The 16,609-nt window shown below is 70.6% G+C and carries 18 protein-coding genes; 7 read left to right on the top strand and 11 right to left on the bottom strand.

What is annotated here, in order from left to right; all coding sequences use genetic code 11:
* Both O7631_RS22360 and O7631_RS22355 read right to left on the bottom strand, forming a co-directional pair.
* Entirely contained in the window at positions 1-192 is a 192-nt protein-coding gene (locus O7631_RS22360) for a DUF397 domain-containing protein (RefSeq protein ID WP_278146021.1), read from the bottom strand.
* Complete coding sequence (locus O7631_RS22355; RefSeq protein WP_278146020.1) at positions 183-953, bottom strand: DUF5753 domain-containing protein; 771 nt, start codon at positions 951-953, stop codon at positions 183-185. The genes O7631_RS22360 and O7631_RS22355 overlap by 10 nt, the downstream gene beginning before the upstream one ends.
* Positions 954-1,156: 203 nt before the next feature.
* Here O7631_RS22355 and O7631_RS22350 point away from each other — a divergent pair, with 203 nt between their 5' ends.
* The gene (locus tag O7631_RS22350) at positions 1,157-1,453 is read left to right on the top strand and encodes a hypothetical protein (protein WP_278146019.1); all 297 of its coding nucleotides are present in this window, start codon (positions 1,157-1,159) and stop codon (positions 1,451-1,453) included.
* Positions 1,453-1,698 (top strand): flavin reductase, encoded by a 246-nt coding sequence (locus O7631_RS22345; protein ID WP_278146018.1) that lies wholly within the window; start codon positions 1,453-1,455, stop codon positions 1,696-1,698. Before O7631_RS22350 ends, O7631_RS22345 begins: the two co-directional genes overlap by 1 nt.
* A 25-nt stretch (positions 1,699-1,723) precedes the next feature.
* Here O7631_RS22345 and O7631_RS22340 read toward each other — a convergent pair whose 3' ends face one another.
* The 3 genes from O7631_RS22340 to O7631_RS22330 all read right to left on the bottom strand — a co-directional run bounded on the left by O7631_RS22340 (position 1,724) and on the right by O7631_RS22330 (position 4,067).
* Positions 1,724-2,311 (bottom strand): GNAT family N-acetyltransferase, encoded by a 588-nt coding sequence (locus tag O7631_RS22340; protein ID WP_278146017.1) that lies wholly within the window; start codon positions 2,309-2,311, stop codon positions 1,724-1,726.
* 221 nt (positions 2,312-2,532) lie between these two features.
* Positions 2,533-3,039, bottom strand: coding sequence for a DUF664 domain-containing protein (locus O7631_RS22335; protein WP_278146016.1), 507 nt, complete (start codon positions 3,037-3,039; stop codon positions 2,533-2,535).
* Entirely contained in the window at positions 3,036-4,067 is a 1,032-nt protein-coding gene (locus tag O7631_RS22330; protein ID WP_278146015.1) for an aldo/keto reductase, read from the bottom strand. The genes O7631_RS22335 and O7631_RS22330 overlap by 4 nt, the downstream gene beginning before the upstream one ends.
* 121 nt (positions 4,068-4,188) lie before the next feature.
* Between O7631_RS22330 and O7631_RS22325 the strand changes: the two genes are divergently transcribed.
* Positions 4,189-5,742, top strand: a complete 1,554-nt coding sequence (locus O7631_RS22325) for a glycosyltransferase family 39 protein (protein WP_278146014.1) — start codon at positions 4,189-4,191, stop codon at positions 5,740-5,742.
* A gap of 60 nt (positions 5,743-5,802) precedes the next feature.
* On the opposite strand, the gene O7631_RS22320 is transcribed toward O7631_RS22325, so the two are convergent.
* Positions 5,803-6,285, bottom strand: a complete 483-nt coding sequence (locus tag O7631_RS22320) for an Rrf2 family transcriptional regulator (protein ID WP_269678859.1) — start codon at positions 6,283-6,285, stop codon at positions 5,803-5,805.
* A 124-nt stretch (positions 6,286-6,409) separates the two neighbouring features.
* Between O7631_RS22320 and O7631_RS22315 the strand changes: the two genes are divergently transcribed.
* On the top strand, positions 6,410-7,153 hold the full coding sequence (locus tag O7631_RS22315; RefSeq protein ID WP_269678858.1) for an NAD(P)H-binding protein: 744 nt from the start codon (positions 6,410-6,412) through the stop codon (positions 7,151-7,153).
* A gap of 69 nt (positions 7,154-7,222) precedes the next feature.
* Here O7631_RS22315 and O7631_RS22310 read toward each other — a convergent pair whose 3' ends face one another.
* On the bottom strand, positions 7,223-8,473 hold the full coding sequence (locus tag O7631_RS22310) for an MFS transporter (RefSeq protein WP_278146012.1): 1,251 nt from the start codon (positions 8,471-8,473) through the stop codon (positions 7,223-7,225).
* Positions 8,474-8,597: 124 nt separating this feature from the next.
* On the opposite strand from O7631_RS22310, the gene O7631_RS22305 reads away from it, so the two are divergent.
* A complete protein-coding gene (locus O7631_RS22305) occupies positions 8,598-9,560 on the top strand; it encodes a LysR family transcriptional regulator (protein ID WP_278146011.1) in 963 nt (320 codons plus the stop codon).
* A 22-nt stretch (positions 9,561-9,582) separates the two neighbouring features.
* On the opposite strand, the gene O7631_RS22300 is transcribed toward O7631_RS22305, so the two are convergent.
* The 3 genes from O7631_RS22300 to O7631_RS22290 all read right to left on the bottom strand — a co-directional run bounded on the left by O7631_RS22300 (position 9,583) and on the right by O7631_RS22290 (position 12,785).
* Positions 9,583-11,502 carry a hypothetical protein gene (locus O7631_RS22300; protein ID WP_278146010.1) on the bottom strand — a complete coding sequence of 640 codons (1,920 nt, stop codon included), beginning with the start codon at positions 11,500-11,502 and terminating at the stop codon, positions 9,583-9,585.
* Between the two features lie 206 nt (positions 11,503-11,708).
* Positions 11,709-12,182, bottom strand: a complete 474-nt coding sequence (locus tag O7631_RS22295) for an SUKH-4 family immunity protein (RefSeq protein ID WP_278146009.1) — start codon at positions 12,180-12,182, stop codon at positions 11,709-11,711.
* Between the two features lie 39 nt (positions 12,183-12,221).
* Positions 12,222-12,785, bottom strand: coding sequence for a GNAT family N-acetyltransferase (locus O7631_RS22290; RefSeq protein ID WP_278146008.1), 564 nt, complete (start codon positions 12,783-12,785; stop codon positions 12,222-12,224).
* A gap of 88 nt (positions 12,786-12,873) precedes the next feature.
* Between O7631_RS22290 and hemC the strand changes: the two genes are divergently transcribed.
* Positions 12,874-13,815, top strand: coding sequence for a hydroxymethylbilane synthase (hemC, locus tag O7631_RS22285; protein ID WP_278146007.1), 942 nt, complete (start codon positions 12,874-12,876; stop codon positions 13,813-13,815).
* A gap of 60 nt (positions 13,816-13,875) precedes the next feature.
* Here hemC and rox read toward each other — a convergent pair whose 3' ends face one another.
* Positions 13,876-15,360, bottom strand: coding sequence for a rifampin monooxygenase (rox, locus tag O7631_RS22280; RefSeq protein ID WP_278146006.1), 1,485 nt, complete (start codon positions 15,358-15,360; stop codon positions 13,876-13,878).
* Between the two features lie 327 nt (positions 15,361-15,687).
* Between rox and O7631_RS22275 the strand changes: the two genes are divergently transcribed.
* Positions 15,688-16,155, top strand: a complete 468-nt coding sequence (locus O7631_RS22275; RefSeq protein ID WP_278146005.1) for an HNH endonuclease — start codon at positions 15,688-15,690, stop codon at positions 16,153-16,155.
* Positions 16,156-16,609: the final 454 nt, after the last annotated feature.

Here is a 16,609-nt window from a genome sequence, read left to right as displayed (position 1 = left end):
TCAGGCGGCGTGGCGGGCCAGCGCGACGAAGCACCGCCACGACGCGGGGCTGAACGCCAACGTCGCGCCGTCGCGATCCTTCGTGTCCCGCACCAGGACCACACCCGGCAGGTTGTCGGCGACCTCGACACAGTCACCGCCGTTGCCGCCGCTCCTCGTGCTCTTCCGCCACCGCGCGCCGGTCATGTCCATGCTGCTGCCGCTTCTCTGAGGAGTGCCAGGGAACGCCCTCGGGGCAATGCCTCTCCGCGAATCCGCTCCCACCGTCGCTCCAGATTAACAAGGTCCGATGGCTGGTCCAGGATCTGCGCCTGGGCCGCGCTGTCCACGTGCGCGACCCGGGAACCGTCCGGCATGTCCGCGATGGTGAACGGCCCGTCGAGCCCCGGGTAGCTGGGCGCGTCCGCCGGGACGATGTGCAACTGGACGGTGCCCGCTTCGGCGTGCCCGACCAGGCGCGCGAGTTGCGTGGCCATCAGCGCGCGGTCGTCGCCGACGCGCCGTCGCAGCACGCCCTCGTCCAGCACGGCCACCAGCAGGGGCCCGCCCTCTCCCGGGGCGAGGATCGCCTGTCGGTCGAGACGCGCCTCGGTGAACTCGTCGATCGCCTCCGCCGCCAGCATCCCGCCGGCCAGGGTCGCCCGCGCGTACGCCTCGGTCTGCAACAACCCGGGCACCCACGCCAGTTGAAAGGACCGCAGCGTTACCGCCTCGCGTTCCAGATCGACCCACGGCCGGAACCACACCGGCTCCCGGTGATGGCCCGCGTCCGGCCACAGCGTGTCGATGTCCTTGGCGAGGAGGTCGGCGACGGTCGCCCGGTGCCGACTCTGTGGAACGTGCCCCGGGTTCGCCCACCGGGCGACGGTCTTCGGGTGCACACCGATCCGATCGGCGAGGCTCTCGGCGGTGTGACCCGCTGCGGCGAGCGCTGCGACAAAGGCGTGGTTCATGCCGTCCTCTCCTGGTGCAAAGCGGCTGCGATGAAGACATAACGTAACGCTGTGTGCTTGTCCAGCGACTACCGGCAAAGTGCGGTGTAGGCGGCGCGGCCGGCAGGGATTCCGACCCGGCGGGCGCGTTCGCGGGGCCGCTTCCGGTGGGCGAGCACTCCCGGAAGCGGCCCCTTCCCAGACGCCGAGCAGAGGGAAGACCGGTGCCGGAGAGCAACGAGGACGCCGGCCGGTTCAGGGCCGGGGACGTGGTCCTCCTGACCGACGCCGCGAGCGTGCAGTTCCGGAAACCGATCGTCGTCCGCGTCATCCGCGAGATACCCGACCGGTACACGTACGACGGTTGGCTCTGGCTCGACGCGTACCAGCTGAACGCGAAGGGTGAAGCGGTGGCACGGCGTGAACTGTTCGTGATGCGCGCGGGCGTACGGCGGCAGGCACCCGGCGAGGCGCGGAGGCCCGCGCCCGTCCGGCGTCGGACCACCGCGCGGACCGTCTGATGCGCGAGCACCGCAAGCATGTGCCGTCGCGGCCGTCCTGGCGCTGCCCGGTCTGCGGCATCCGGTGGCCGTGCTCGGCCGCGAAGCTGCGCCTTCTCGCCGAGTTCCGCGAGGACCGGCCGGGTCTGCTGACGCACCTGGCGAAGGTTCAGGAGGCGGCCACCGCCGACCTCGCCACGCTCCACCCGGGCGTCGCGCTTCCCGACCTGACCCCGCGCTTCGTCGGCTGGGCGGAGACCCGCTGACCAGGGCGGGCCGTCGGTGCGCTGATCAGACCGGGCCGTCAGTGCGCAGCCGAGCGTGCAGGTGCATGTCGTGCCAACCGTCGGTGTGGCGAACCGACCCTCGGCGCATGCCCTCCACCGGGAAGCCGGTCCGCGCGGCCACCCGGCAGGACGCCGCGTTGCCGGTCGAGTGCTCCAGCGCCAGCCGGTGCAGACCAGCCCACGTGAAGCTCCACCGGACGAGTGCCCCCAGTGCCTCGGTGGCGATGCCCCGACCACGCGCGGTGGGCAACAGCCAGTACGACACCTGCGCCGACGCCTCGGTCAGCAGCACGTCGCGCAACCCCACCTGGCCGACCGGCCGGTCGTCGGCGTCGACGACCGCCCAACTGGCGGCCGTCTCGTCGCGCCAACGGTCGGCCCACTGCACTGTCCACGACCGCGCCTCGTCGTCGCTGTCGAGACGACGCACGTGCCATCGCTGGATCGCCGGACAGTCGAATGCGGCCCGCACGGCTGGGGCGTCGTCGTCACGCCAGGGCCGCAGCGCCAGCCCGGAACGCACCGGAAGGTGGGGTTGCTCCTGGGCGGCGAGGCTACCGACGGGCAGGGCGGGCGCGACGAGCAGCGGCATTCGCCCATTATCGACCCGAGGGCCTCACGTGCCGGTCGGGCCGCCCCCCGACGCGAGAGATCTTGGACAGTTTCCGTTAGGGCGTAACGGAAACTGTCCAAGATCTGGTGGTACCACCGCTGTCCGACAACCCGCTCGACCCTGGCTCGGACGTGACGCACAGCCGTTCACACGAACGAAGCCCCGAGCAGCGACATCAGGCCATCATCGAGCCGAGGTTCTCACTCTCCGGTCGGGCCGCTCGCGAGTTCGGCGACGACGTCGAGGTGGCCGAGGTGTCGGGCGTACTCCTGCACCAGGTGGAACAGCACCCGCTCCAGCGACGCCGGGTCCGCGCCGTTCCAACGCGGACCGGGGGCACCGATCTCCGCCAGGTCGTGCGCCGTCACGACCGCGCTGGTGTGTGCGCCCTGCGCGCGCAGGGCCGCCACCAGGTCCTCCCGGGTCACGTCCGGGGCGACGTACCAGCGGTCGTCACGGCGGTCTCCCCACGGCTCGGCCACGTCGCGGCCCTGGAAGCCCCACTCGATCCAGCGCACCTCGACGTGGCGCAGGTGGGTGAGCAACTCCAGCGGGGTCCACCCGGACGGCAGCCGGCTGCTCCGCAGCTCCGACTCGTCCAACGCCGACACCTTGGCCACCACTGACTCCCGGAAGTAGTCCAGGTAGCGCAGGAAGACCTCGGAGCGGCTGCCGGCCGGGGCGGTGGGCTCGGGGAACGACGTCATGACGCGCTCGGCAGGTCACGGCCGCGCTGCCGCACACCCGCGCTGCCGTACGGGTAGTCGCCCACGAGCGGCGCGCTCGCCTCGTCGAGCCGTCGCATCTGCTCGGCGTCGAGGTCCAGGTCGCCGGCGGTCAGGTTGTCGTCGAGCTGCTCGGTGGTACGCGCGCCGAGGATCACCGAGGTGACCGCCGACCGGGCCGCCAGCCAGGCCAGCGACACCGCCGACATGGACACGCCGCGTTGTTCGGCGATCTCGCGCACCGCGTCGAGTACCCGCCAGGTGCGCTCCTCGGCGTTGCGTCCCGCGTACGCCTCGACGCCCCGCTCCGGGTTCTCGCCGAGCCGGGTCGCGCCGGTGGGTGCGCTGTCGCGCTGGTACTTGCCGGTCAGCCAACCGCCGCCCAGCGGTGACCACGGCAGGATGCCGATGCCCTCGTTCTCGCAGACCGGCACCACCTCGAACTCGATCTCGCGGGCCAGCAGGTTGTACTGCGGTTGCACGGTCACGATCGGGGTGAGGTTGAGGTGCTGGGTGAGCAGGGCCGCCTTCTGCAACTGCCACCCGGTGAAGTTGCTGACGCCCGCGTAGCGGATCTTGCCGGCGCGGACCGCGTCGTCGAAGAACCGCAGGGTCTCCGGCAGCGGGGTCAGCGGATCCCAGGCGTGCGCCTGGTACAGGTCGACGGCCTCGACGCCGAGTCGGCGCAGGCTGGCGTCCAGGGCGCGGGTGAGGTGCACCCGGGACAGGCCGGCGTCGTTGGCGCCCGGACCCATCGGGAAGCGCCCCTTGGTGGCGATGACGAGACGGTCCCGAACGTCGGGCCGGGCCCGCAGCCAACGGCCGACGACCTCCTCGGAGACACCGCGGGAGTAGACGTCGGCGGTGTCGATGAAGGTGCCGCCGGCCTCGACGAACCGGTCCAGTTGGGCGAAGCTGCCCGCCTCGTCGGTCTCCGCGCCGAAGGTCATCGTGCCCAGACACAGGGTCGACACCACAGTGCCGGTGGCGCCCAGATTGCGATAGCGCATATCGTCCTTTCGGTCCGAGTGACAAGCTGATCTTCGCACTCGTCCCCACCACCCGCACACGGACGATCCCGAACCTCGGCACGGGCCCCCACGTGGCGACGCCGCCGGTCATCATGAGCGGGTGAGCGAGCCCGCGATCGATATCGACCGACCGCACCGGCCCACCCAGCCGCCGCCGTCGGCGACGCCACCCGAGCCGGGCGCGCCCACGCGCGGTCCGTGGCTGGTGGCCGCCGCCACCACTGTGACGCTGCTGCTGCTCGCCGGTCGGTACGGCTACCACCGCGACGAGTTGTACTTCCTGCTGGCCGGCCGTCACCTCGACTGGGGTTACGTCGACCAGGGGCCGCTGGTCCCGGCGCTGGCCCGGCTGCTCGACACGATCGCGCCGGGCAACCTGGTCGTGCTGCGTACCCCGTCGGCGGTGTTGGCCGGCGCCGCGGTGCTGCTGGTCGCCGCGATCGCCCGCGAGGTGGGCGGCGGTCGGGGCGCACAGATCGTCGCGGCGGTGCTCGCCGCGCTGTCCGGCATCGTGCTCGCCAGTGGTCACCTGCTCAGCACCACCACTGTCGACCTGCTGGTGTGGCTGGTCGCGGCGTGGTGCGCGGTGCGGTTGCTGCGCACCGGTGACAGCCGGTGGGCGCTCGGCATCGGGCTGGCGCTCGGGGTGGGCATGCTCAGCAAGGTGCTGCCGGCGTTGCTGGCCGTGGGGCTGGTCGCCGGGGTGCTCATCGCCGGGCCGCGTCGGCTGCTGCGCGACCGCTGGGTGCTCGCCGCCGCCGCGGTCGCCGCCCTCCTGGCCGCACCGAACCTGATCTGGCAGGCGGCGCACGGCTTTCCGCAGCTCGGGGTGGCCGCCTCCATCGCCGACGGGGACAGCTCCTACAGTGGCCGCCTCGACGCGTTCACCCTCCAGTTCGTCATCATCAGCCCGTACGCCGTGCCGATCTGGATCGCGGGGTTCGTCGCCCTGCTGCGGCGACCGGCGTGGCGGGCGTACCGCGCGGTGGGCTGGGCCTGGTTGGTGGTGGTCGGCATCGTGCTGATCGCCGGCGGCAAGGGCTACTACGACGCGCCGTTGCTGCTGGTCCTCACCGCGGCCGGCGCGGTGGTCACCGCCGGGTGGGCGTCGCGTGGGTCGGTCCGGCTGCGGCGAGGGCTGCTCGTGCTCGGTGTGGTGCCGTTCCTGCTGCCCAACATCGTGCTGTTGCTGCCGGTGCTGCCGGCCGATCGGTTGCCCGGTTTCGTGGTCGACGTCAACTACGACGCGGGCGAGACGATCGGTTGGCCGGCGTTCGCCGACTCGGTCGCCGCCGTCCACCGTGGCCTGTCTCCCGAGGAGCGTTCGCGGGCGGTCGTCCTGACCGGCAACTACGGTGAGGCGGGCGCGTTGGCCCGTTTCGGTCCGGCCCGTGACCTGCCCCGCGCCTACTCCGGGCACAACAGCATGGTCGACTTCGGTCGGCCACCCGCCGACGCGGACGTGGTGATCGCCGTCGGCTTTGACGGTCCGGGTCGGTTGAACTCCTGGTTCGAGTCGTGCACGCAGGCCGGGTGGGTGGACCAGCGCGTCGACGTGGACAACGACGAGAACGGCGGCCCGATCCACGTGTGCCGGGGGCTGCGGCGTCCGTGGGCGCAGATCTGGGACACCGAGGTACGCCACACCGGGTGACAGTGCTCAGCCGGCTCCGCCGGTCGGGCAGGCTCAGCCGGCTCCGCTGGTCGGGCAGGCTCAGCCGGCTCCGCTGGTGAGCCAGGTCTGGATGCCGGCCAGTGCCTCGGGGCCGGAGTCGCTGTCGACGTCGCGAGCGAGGTCGGCGATCGTGACGGCGGCGAGCGCCTGCCGCCAGGCGTCTTCGGCTGCCCACATGGCGCGGGCGACCGGGCACGGGGTGGTGCAGGCGTCGGCAGGGGTTGCGAACGGGCCACGCTGGCGGATCTCGGTGCAGACGAAGCTGGGCCCGGGCCCGTCGACGGCCCGCACCACGTCGAGCAGCGTGACGCTCTCCGGGGCGCGGGTGAGGACGTAACCACCGGACTTGCCCTGGACGGAGTGGATCAGCCCGGCGCGGGCGAGGGACTGGAGCTGCTTGGCGAGGTAGCTGCTGGACACGTCGTGCAGCTCCGCCAGCTTGGCCGCCGGGACGGGCGTGTTGCTGGCTGTGAGGACCACGCAGCAGTGCAGCGCCCACTCGACCCCGCCGGACATCTTCATGACGTCACCCTAGTCACCCCGTTACTCGGATTCATTATGTCCGAGTATAGTTCTCGGACATAGGAGGTCCGAGTTTGACGGCTGGTGAGCCGGACGCAGGACCACATACTTCGCAGGAAGGTGCATGACCGTGAAGATCGCCGTACTGGGTGGGACCGGCCTCATCGGGTCGCAGGTCGTCAAGATCTTGCAATCCGCCGGGCACGAGGCGGTGCCGCACTCGCTGTCCACCGGGGTGGACCTGCTCACCGGGCAGGGCCTGACCGAGGCGCTCACCGGCGCCGACGTCGTCGTCAACCTGACGAACTCGCCGACCTTCGACGACGCCTCCCCCGCCTTCTTCCAGACGACCATGGACAACCTCCTGGCCGCCGCCGGCAGCGCGGGCGTCGGACACGCGGTGGTGCTCTCCATCGTCGGCGTCGACCAGGTGCCCGACCTGGCCTACTACCGCGCCAAGGTCCTCCAGGAGGACATCCTCAAGGCCGGCCCCGTTCCGTACTCGATCGTGCGCGCCACCCAGTTCTTCGAGTTCGTCGAGGCGATCCTGTCCTGGACCGCCGACGACACCACCGTCCGCCTGCCCGACACCCCGGTGCAGCCCATGGCCGCCGCCGACGTGGCGCAGGCCGTCGCCGACGTCAGCATGGGCGCGCCCCTGCAGGGCATCCGCAACGTCGCCGGCCCCGACGTCTTCGCCCTCGACGAGCTGGGCCGGATCACCCTCGCCGCCCGCGGCGACCAGCGCACCGTCACCACCGACAGCGCCGGCATGTTCGCCGCCGTCCCCGGTGACGTCCTCATCGCCCCCGCCGGCGCGGTCATCGCCCCCACCGCCTACCGGGAGTGGCTCGGCCGCCAGAGTTGAGCAACCGCCCGTACCGCACGCCGCCGTGGCGGTCGACCACCACGGCGATGTGCGGTACGGGCGCTCGGGTCACGACGACGTCGCGGCCACCACCTCACGATCGGGCACCGGCTCGACGGCCGGGCGGCGGGGAAGCACCAGTGGGCTGGCGAGGATCAGCAGTCCCGCGACCGCGATGGCCGTGCGAGGGCTGGTGGCGTCGGCGAGCAGTCCGCCGAGGGCGCTCAGGACGGCGATGGCGGCGCTGCTGCCGATCGACCAGGCGGTGAGCGTACGGACGGTGCGATCTCGGGGCGTCTGCTCCAGCCGGTACGTGGCGAGCACCGGGTTGTACAGACTCATGCTGAGGATGATCGCGAATTCGACGGCGATCACCGTCGCGAGTCCGGCGACGCCGGGCTGGACGAACGCCAGGCCGATCAGCCAGACCGCGCGCAACGTCCCGACGGTACGCAGGACCCGGTGCTGCCCGAAGCGCGTCACGACCCGACGGGCCAGGCGTGAGCCGACGAGTCCGCCCAGGCAGGGCACGGCGAAGGCGAGACCGTACTGCCAGGGCGGGAATCCGAGGTCACCGAGCAGGAGTACGGCCAGCAGCGGCTCGGTGGCCATGATCAGCCCGTTGACGAGCAGCTGGTTGAGGTAGAGCGCCCGCAGACCTCGGTGGGTGAACAGGTGCCGCCAACCGTCCAGCACCGCACCGGCCTGGGTCTGGCGTCCGCCGCCTCGCTCCGGACGTTCCTCCCGACCTCGGATCGCCGTGATCCCCAGCGCGGACAGCAGATAGCTAAGCGCGTCCGCGCCGATGCTGGTGACCGGCCCGAACACGCCGACCGCCGCGCCGCCCAGCGGCGGCCCGAGCGCGATGGCGCTCCACGTCGTCGACTCGAACCGCGCGTTGGCCGAGAGCAGGTCGTCCGGCCGGACGAGGACCTTGAGGTAGACGCCACTGGCCGCCCCGAAGGCGATCCTGGCGGTGGCGACGACGGCCGAGACGACCAGCAACTGCGCGAAGCTGACCCGGCCGAGGGCGTACGCGACGGGGATCGTCAGCAGGGCGGCGAACCGGATGAGGTCCATCGCGATCAGCACCGGCCGCTTGCGGCGAAACTCCACCCACGGCCCGAGCGGCACCGCGACCAACGCGCCCACCGCCGGGCCCACCGCGGCCAACGCGGACACCTGGCCGGGGCTGGCGTCCACCACGAGCACGGCGATCAACGGCAGGGCGCCGAACCCGAACCCGGAACCGTACGCGCTGACCGCGTACGCCGCCCACAACCAGCCGAACCGCCGCCCGAGCGACCGTCTCGCGGCCACGCCCACCCCGCTTCCGGACAACCGTTTGTTGACCGACGCGAGCAAAGCAAAGCACTGACCACGGATCAAACAACCGCAGCAACGGCCAGCCACAACCAGACGTTGTGTGGGTAGGGTTCACGCCGTGGATCTCGACGCCGTGCGTACCTTCGTCGCCGCCGCCGACGGCGGCCAGTTCCAGGACGCCGCCGCCGCGCTGTCCATCACCCAGCAGGCCGTGTCCAAGCGCATCGCCGCCCTGGAGAAGGACCTTGGGGTACGCCTGTTCAACCGCACGCCGCGCGGCGTCCACCTCACCATCGACGGTCAGACGTTCCTGCCCCACGCCCGTGAGCTGATCCGGGTCGCGGCGCGCGCCGACGCGTCGGTACGCCCCGGCCGGCGTGCCCTGCGCGTCGACGTGCACAGCCGACGGATCGCGTCGGCAGTGGTGCTCCAGGACTTCCATCGCGCGCACCCGCGCGTCGAGTTGGACGTGGTCACCCTCGACGCCGACGTGCACGCCGCGACAGCCGCCGTCGAGGCGGGAGCGGTCGACGCGTCCTTCCACGCCGTGCCCGTGCCCGCGCGGCACCTGCCGGACGCGATCAGAGTCGCCCGTGTGATCGACGAGCACCACGAGATCCTCGTCGGGCCGCGCCACGCGCTGGCCAACGCCGACGTGGTCACGCCCGCCGACCTGGCCGCGCACCGGATCTGGATGCCCGGCATGGCTCCCGGCAGCGAATGGGCCGACTACTACGACGAACTCGCCGCCGCGTTCGGCCTGACCATCGACCTCGTCGGCCCGGTCTTCGGCAACGAGGCCCTGCTGGCCGAGATCGCCGACTCCCCGCACCTGGCGACGTTGGCCGGTGAACGCACGCGGTACCTGTGGCCGGACAGCTACGACCTGCGGCGGATTCCCGTACGCGGGCCGGCGCCGATCTATCCCCTGTCGCTGATCTGGCGCGCCGACAACAGCCATCCCGCGCTCGGCGCGCTCCGCGAACACCTCGACTCCGGGCACACGCGGACACGGATGCCCGATGCCGAGGTCTGGTTGCCGACCTGGGGAGACACCGTGGTCCCGCCACGCTCTCGGTGAGAGCGTGGCGGGACCACGTGACCTACTTCTTGACGACCCACCGGATCCGCCGGGTGTGCCACAGGGCCACCACGCCGATCAACACCAGCAGGACGCCGGCCGCCGCGACGGTGAAGACGGACGCACCGGTGATCGGCAGGCCGCCACCTCCGCCACCGTCGCCGCCACCCGGTCGCGGAGACGCCTGGTTCAGGCCCACGAAGTCGGGAATCTCGTCGGTGCCGCCCAGGTAGGCCTGCTTCTCGTCGGACGACGTGGTGACCGCCGTGAGCGACTTGTCGACGGTGGCCGGCAGTGTCGCGTGCTGTTCCTTGAACGTGGTGTCGTTGAGCTTGGCCGTCTTCACCGGTTGGGTGAAGTCGACGCCGCCCGCTGTCACCTTCACGCCGTTCGGCAGCTCGTACGTGGTGGAGTTGATCTCCTTCACGTACTGGTTGAAGACGTCCGTCGGGGTCCAGTCGTCCTCCCGCTCCAGGCTGCTGACGTCGTTGCTGTCGATGCCGGCCTCGGCCGCGCGGCCGTCGGCTGCCATCCGCGCCCGGTACCACTCGGCGGCCACCCGGCTGATGTAGATGCGGCGCAGGTCCTTGAACCCGGGCACCTCGTTGACGGCCTCGTTCAACTCGGGCAGCAACAGATCCCGGTAGACGGCCATCGACGGCTCCGGGTTGGCCGGGCAGCTGAAGTTCGGGTCGCCCGGGATCGTGAAGTCGAACGCCTCGGCCTTCACCTCCAGCGGCGCGTCGAGGATGTAGAGACGGTTGCCCTCCTCACGGATCGTCGCGGTCTTCGGGACGATCCACTGCCGGATGCAGGCCCCGTCCAGGCCGGTCATCCGGTTCCAGTACTCCAGACCCAGCGCCGTATTCGGGTCCTGCAAGCGGGTCCAGGCCCGCTTCAGCTCCAGGTCGGCGTCGAGCATGACCCGACCGACCGCGGTACGACCGAGGTACTCGTCGATCACCTTGTCCGGCTGACTCGGGTTCAGGTTCACCCAGAACCGCGCCGACTCCACAGTCATCCAGGTGCTCAGCGCCTCGTCGGCGTCGTAGATCTGGAGGGTGCCGTCCTTCGACTCCTGACCCGGGGTGGTCGCCGTCTCGAACGAGTACGTGTCACCGGTCGATCCGCCACCGTCGGTGACGTACCGCAGCTGGACCGACGAGAAGTCGATGCCACCCGGCCGGACCGGCCCCAACTGCTTGCCGACCGCCTTGCTGACCGCGCTGCCCTTGGCCAACTCCTCCGGCGTCTTGGGCAGGATCGGCCCCGACTTCTTCGTCTCGTTGAGCAGCGTCTGGACCGCTACCTGCTTCGCGCCCGTGTTGCGGTTGTTGGTCCGGTCCCGCAGAGCCTTCTCGTCCTCACCCGGGTTGCCGTTCCAGCGGTAGCTGTAGGTGAACTTGTCCCGGACGTTGGCGTTCTTCAGCGCCGGGTCACAGGTCTTCTTGCAGGGTTCGATCTCGGAGTAGCCCTCCTTGATCGGCGACGCCTTGGCCGGCTGGTACGACACCTTGCCGGTCTTCGGATCGAACTCGATGCGCGGGGCCTTACCCTGCATCTGCTCGATCAGCCGGATCTCGGCGTGCTTCGCACCATCGCTGTAGCCGATGATGTACTTGCCGTCCTGCAGTTGGGCGATCGCGTAGTTGCCCCGGACGTTCGTGTACAACTTGTCGGTGGTCTTCGCCGGCCGGTTGTACCGGAGGTCCAGTCGCGCCTCCTGTAGGTACACGCCCAGCTTGTGGCACCCGTACCCGACCAGGCCCTCCGGCGTGATCGGCGCACACCGCGCATCGATGACCGGCCACGGCGCGGCGGCCTGCGGTCCGGCGTGTGCGGCGGCCGGCGCGATGCCGATCACCGACCAGATCAGGACCAGGACCGCCGCGAGTCGCGTCAGCACCGCGATCCGCGAACGTTCCTTGATGACATTGCCCATCAGATTCGCTGTCCCCCTTCGCACCCATGCCACGAATGGCCCCCCAACGCACGACGAAGATCGAGCGGCGACACGGGTGATGGTGTGTTGACCCGCTTGTCACAGGCGAGTCCGGACATGTCCGTACGTCAATGCCTAACGGACCCGAGGGATGCTAAGCGGTCAATGTCGAGGAAGTGGCCCCGACCGACATTTCGGAGAAGGGGCTAAAGGTCCGATTGGTCGGCGTAGTTGCCGGTAGCGATGTCCCACGAGAGGGCGTCCCAGTAGTTGTCCGAGGTCATCGCCGGCTCGTCCCACTCCGCGATGACACGCTGCATCTCGTCCTTGGCGTCTTCCCACTTGTCCGGGTCGCCACCGACGATCGCGGGCGCGAGACCGGCGACCAGGCGAAGCGACCGGGCGTACACCTCGATCGACGAGTTCACGAACGTCAGCGACCCGTTGTGGTCGAGGACGTACACCGCGCCCGTGCCCGGATCGAGGCAGAAATCGCCGCCCCACGCGTCGGTGCCGTACCCGAACCGGAGCATCCCGTTGCGCTCCACCAGATCCGGGCCGAGCAGGAACAGGTCGTACTCGTCGAGGCGCAGGGCGTCCGGCAGGTCCGCCGCCGCCAGTCGCTCCCGCACCTCAGGCGACAGCGACTCCCACCCGTCGAGCGTGTCCACAGATGACATGGTGGTCAATCTATCGACCGCCGAAGGCCCACGTGGGGATCAACCCGGCTCCCGGGACCGCCATTCGTCGTCCAGGACGGCGAAGACCAACTGGTCGGCCCACTCCCCCTCGAACAGGTAACTCGCCACGTGGCGAGCCTCCTGGCGCATGCCGAGCCGCGTCATCAGACGAGCGGAAGCGTCGTTGCGCGCGTGGCACCGACCGTAGACACGATGCAGCCCGAACTCGGTGAAACCCCAGTCCACCAACGCCGCTGCGGCCTCGGTGGCCAACCCACGACCGCCGTGGTCCGGGTGGACGACGAACCCGAGTTCAGCCGTCCGGTCGGCCTCGCTGCGCCACACCAACTCCACGTGCCCGATCACCCCGGTCTGCTCCACCACGGCCACCGTGAGGCAGTCACCCTCCACGCGCAGCGCGTCCTCACCGGTCATGGCAAGCACCGACGCCCGCGACTGCTCCCGGGTACGCGGCCCGGCACCGCGCATCCACCGCGTGACGTCGGGCCTGCGCTGGTACGCGTACACGTCGTCGAGGTCGTCCGACCGGACCGGACGCAGCGTGAGCCGCGCCGTACGGATCGGGAAGGTCGGGGCGGACACCAGCCGATCCTAGGGTGTGCTCGACCACGCCGATGGGCTCTCGCACCTCGCCGTCGATGCGCGCGTTCAACGGTCTACTCTCGCCGGTATGTCCGACTCCCGCCTGCTGCGCATCGGCACCCGCAACTCCCCGATGGCGCTGGCCCAGGCCGAACGGGTCCGCGCGATGCTCGCCGACCGGCACCCCGACGTCACCGTCGAGGTGAGGTCGATGTCGACCAGCGGGGACCGGTGGCTCGGCGACCTGGCCGCTCTGGGCGGCAAGGGGGCGTTCACCAAGGAGGTGGACGCCGCCCTGCTCAACGGTGACGTCGACCTGGCCGTGCACTGCGTCAAGGACGTACCCGGAGACCGCCCGGCGCCGGCGGGCACGGTGCTGGCCGCCTACCTCGCCCGCGACGACGTCCGGGACTGCCTCGTACACCCGGGCGGCCTGCGCATCGAGCAGCTGCCCGCCGGCACCCGGGTCGGCACCTCCGCCGTACGGCGGGTCGCGCAACTGGCCCTGCACTGGCCGGACCTGGTCCCGGTGGCCATCCGTGGCAACGCGAACAGCCGGCTGGCCAAACTCGACGCCGGCGAGGCGTACGACGCCCTCCTGCTCGCGGTCTCCGGTCTGCAACGGATCGGCCAGGCCGACCGGATCACCCACCCGATCGACGTCGACTCGATGATCCCGGCGGTCGGCTCCGGCACCCTGGTCCTGCAGTGCCGCGACGACGACACCCGCACCCGCGACCTGGCCGAGAGCCTCAACGACCCCCGCACCTGGCGCGAGACCATGGCCGAGCGGACCATGCTGCACATCCTGCAGGGCAACTGTCACTCGCCGATCGCCGCGCTCGCGCGCACCGAACCCGACGGTCGTCTCGGCCTGCGCGCGAGGGTCATCAGTCTCGACGGCAAGACCGTGCTCGACGTGCACGAGTGGGCCGCTGACCCGGTCACCCTCGGGACGTCCGTCGCCGCGGCCCTGTTGCGCCAGGGCGCCCGTGAACTCCTCGACCTGCCCACCCACGGGTCGGCCTGACCCGCGCCGGCCCCGTCCGCTGGCCCGGCGGCAGATGCCCAGGCCAGCGGACGCCGCCGGTCAGCCGGTGGGGTTGCCGAACCAGCGGGCGAGCTGTTCGTCCAGGTCCCGCTGCCCGTCGCCGATCCAGGCGATGTGGCCGTCCGGGCGCAACAGGACACCCGGCGCGTCCACGGCGGCGGTGGGGTCGGCGAGGTGGTCGACCCGGTCCGACCAGCCGCCGACGGTCAACCGTCCGGTCCGGTCCAGCAGCAACCCACGGCCGCGGTGCATCACCTCGTAGAGGGTTCCGTTTGTGACGGCGATGTCGCGCAGGCGGCGGCCGAGCAGATCCGGGCCCGGGCCGAAGTCGTACCGGATGTCGATGCCGGTGATCTTCTCGATCAGGCGGCGGTTCACCACGTCGAGGTCCATCAGCTCGGTGAGCAGCCGGCGCACCGCCTGCGGGCCGGGTTCGGGCGACAGCAACTCCGTCTGGGCGCGGGTGTTGTCCAGCACCTCCTCGGCGACCGGCCGACGTTCCGCCTGGTAACTGTCGAGCAGGGTCTCCGGCGCCCAGCCCCGGACCTGCGCGGCCACCTTCCAGCCGAGGTTGAACGCGTCCTGGACGCCCAGGTTGAGGCCCTGCCCACCGATGGGTGGATGGATGTGCGCCGCGTCGCCGGCCAGCAGCACCCGCTCCACCCGGTACCGCTCGGCCAGGCGGGTGGCATCGCCGAACCGCGACAACCAGCGCGGGGAGTGCACCCCGAGGTCGGTCCCGGCAACCGCCCGCAACCGTGTGCGGAAATCCTCCAGGGTGGGCGGTCGGGTGCGGTCGCTGACGTCCCCGGCGGGGACCACGACGCTGTACACCTGCCCGCCGAAGGGCCGCACCCAGAACGGGCGGTGCTTCTGGCCGACGGCGGCCACCCGGGCCGCGACCTCCTCCGGCGACGCCGTCAGCATCACCTCGCCCATCAGCGTCTCGGTCCGCGAGGGCTCGCCCGGGAATCCGACGCCGAGCAGTTTGCGCACCGTGCTGCGCCCGCCGTCGCAGCCGACGAGGTACCGCGTCCGCAGTTGCTCCCCGTCGGCCAACTCGACCGTCACCCCGTCCTCGTCCTGGGTGAGACCGGCTAGCGCAGCGCCGCGCCGAACCTGTGCCCCCAGGGCGACGGCGTGCTCTTCGAGCAGGTGGACGATGACCGGTTGCGGGATGCCCAGCAGGTAGGCGTGCGCGGTGTCCAGGTCCTCGGGCGCCGGTTTGTCGATGGCGGCGAAGAAGCCGCCGGCCGGGCGCTGTCGGCCCCGCTCGCGGACGCGCTCCAGGAGCCCGCGCATCGCCATCACCTCAAGGGTGCGGACGTGCAGGCCGACGATGCGGGCGAACGACGTGGGCTCGGTGTCCTTCTCCAGCACGAGAACCCGGACGTCGTGCAGCCGCAGCTCGGCGGCCAGCATCGCGCCGGTCGGTCCGCAGCCGCTGATGACCACATCGAAGAAGGGTGGGCGATCGGTGCCGGTGACCGGCGACGCCGCAGTGGTGTGGTGCCCAGAGTGCATGGGTGTTGCCTTTCGGGAGTGCCGTATTGGCGAGGCGCTCCCGGCGACACCTACGTCAATCGCCCGACCGTGACGGAGAGAGGGAGCACCCACATCGCTGCAACGTTCATGGGTCTCACCTCCTTGGGCAGGGTCACGTTCGGCAGCAGGCTACAAGCCCTTGGACCGTCGCGTCCACCGCATTCTCCGTGTCGTCCTGAGTACGCCGGCTCCGCAGGATCCGGGATGTTGCTGCCTCCGACGCTCGGGAAGCAGCAACATCCCCGAAGTGGTGCTGTCCTGGCCCAGCCGATCGGGCTTGTCAGGACTCTGGCCTAGCCTGACGAGATGCTGTCGCAGGTGAAGGGCGTGGCCCGGCATTTCACTGAAGAGACCCTTCGCGGGTACCTCCTCGATCGTGCGGTCCGTCGGGACGACGGCTGCCTGATCGTGCGCGGTTACGGCAGCCAGCGGGGCGTCTACCAGAAGGTCGCCGGTCGGGCCTGGGCACACATCGCGGCCTACGTCGTCTTCGTCGGCGACTTCGATCCGGACCTGGATGTGCACCACCTCTGCGGAGTGCCCGACTGCATCGAGCCCACCCACCTGCGACAGGTGAGCCACGCCGACAACTGCCGCAACCGCACGCAGCAGCCGCACTGCCGCAACGGACACGAGCGGGAGATCGACCCCGCGAGCGGTCGCTACCGCAAGGTCTGCCGAGTGTGCAACAACGAGGCGCAGAAGCGGTGGCGCGCGCGTCAGGCCGCAGAGGTCGCCGCCGCCCGTGCCGCGTACGGGCGCTCGACGGTCTGAGGGTCCGCACCACCATCCCGATCACGACCTGGCGTGACGCGCGGGGTGTTCAGATCAACGCATGCACCATCCTGAAGCATTACGCACAAGAACTGTCATTATGATGCACGTCCGATGCGTCCCTTTTGTGGCGGTCAATTATTGGATTGTTGTTATCGGTAAACCAGTAATCCTGGCGCGGCAACGTCCGGTGGTGTTTCGGAGGACGTCACGCCCGGGTCTGCGGCCCGGACTCCTGAAGGTGCAGCGAGCCGCGAAGTAGCCGATCAATCGAGTTCATGGGATAGCTGACGGGCGCTGTCGACGCATCCGCCGTCGCTGGGATCCCGAAGATCTGAGCGCCTCGTTAGTGGCCGAGGCCTGGAGCAGCTGCCGGTGATCGTCGCCGCGCTGTTGGTCGCCGATCAGCAGGCATCGAGCTGTGGGGCGGTGGCCTCGGTCGACGGGCTGCGGT

The organism is Micromonospora sp. WMMD967 (genome assembly GCF_029626165.1).
GTDB classification, from domain to species: domain Bacteria; phylum Actinomycetota; class Actinomycetes; order Mycobacteriales; family Micromonosporaceae; genus Micromonospora; species Micromonospora taraxaci.
Note: the sequence above shows the minus strand (reverse complement) of the source record. Positions and strands in the feature narration are given on the sequence as shown.

Excerpts from the sequence above, each read along its gene's own strand:
- O7631_RS22360 (WP_278146021.1), bottom strand. The coding sequence starts at position 192 with ATGGACATGACCGGCGCGCGGTGGCGGAAGAGCACGAGGAGCGGCGGC.
- O7631_RS22355 (WP_278146020.1), bottom strand. The coding sequence starts at position 953 with ATGAACCACGCCTTTGTCGCAGCGCTCGCCGCAGCGGGTCACACCGCC.
- O7631_RS22345 (WP_278146018.1), top strand. The coding sequence starts at position 1,453 with ATGCGCGAGCACCGCAAGCATGTGCCGTCGCGGCCGTCCTGGCGCTGC.
- O7631_RS22340 (WP_278146017.1), bottom strand. The coding sequence starts at position 2,311 with ATGCCGCTGCTCGTCGCGCCCGCCCTGCCCGTCGGTAGCCTCGCCGCC.
- O7631_RS22335 (WP_278146016.1), bottom strand. The coding sequence starts at position 3,039 with ATGACGTCGTTCCCCGAGCCCACCGCCCCGGCCGGCAGCCGCTCCGAG.
- O7631_RS22330 (WP_278146015.1), bottom strand. The coding sequence starts at position 4,067 with ATGCGCTATCGCAATCTGGGCGCCACCGGCACTGTGGTGTCGACCCTG.
- O7631_RS22320 (WP_269678859.1), bottom strand. The coding sequence starts at position 6,285 with ATGAAGATGTCCGGCGGGGTCGAGTGGGCGCTGCACTGCTGCGTGGTC.
- O7631_RS22315 (WP_269678858.1), top strand. The coding sequence starts at position 6,410 with ATGACCGTGAAGATCGCCGTACTGGGTGGGACCGGCCTCATCGGGTCG.
- O7631_RS22300 (WP_278146010.1), bottom strand. The coding sequence starts at position 11,502 with ATGGGCAATGTCATCAAGGAACGTTCGCGGATCGCGGTGCTGACGCGA.
- O7631_RS22295 (WP_278146009.1), bottom strand. The coding sequence starts at position 12,182 with ATGTCATCTGTGGACACGCTCGACGGGTGGGAGTCGCTGTCGCCTGAG.
- hemC (WP_278146007.1), top strand. The coding sequence starts at position 12,874 with ATGTCCGACTCCCGCCTGCTGCGCATCGGCACCCGCAACTCCCCGATG.
- rox (WP_278146006.1), bottom strand. The coding sequence starts at position 15,360 with ATGCACTCTGGGCACCACACCACTGCGGCGTCGCCGGTCACCGGCACC.
- O7631_RS22275 (WP_278146005.1), top strand. The coding sequence starts at position 15,688 with ATGCTGTCGCAGGTGAAGGGCGTGGCCCGGCATTTCACTGAAGAGACC.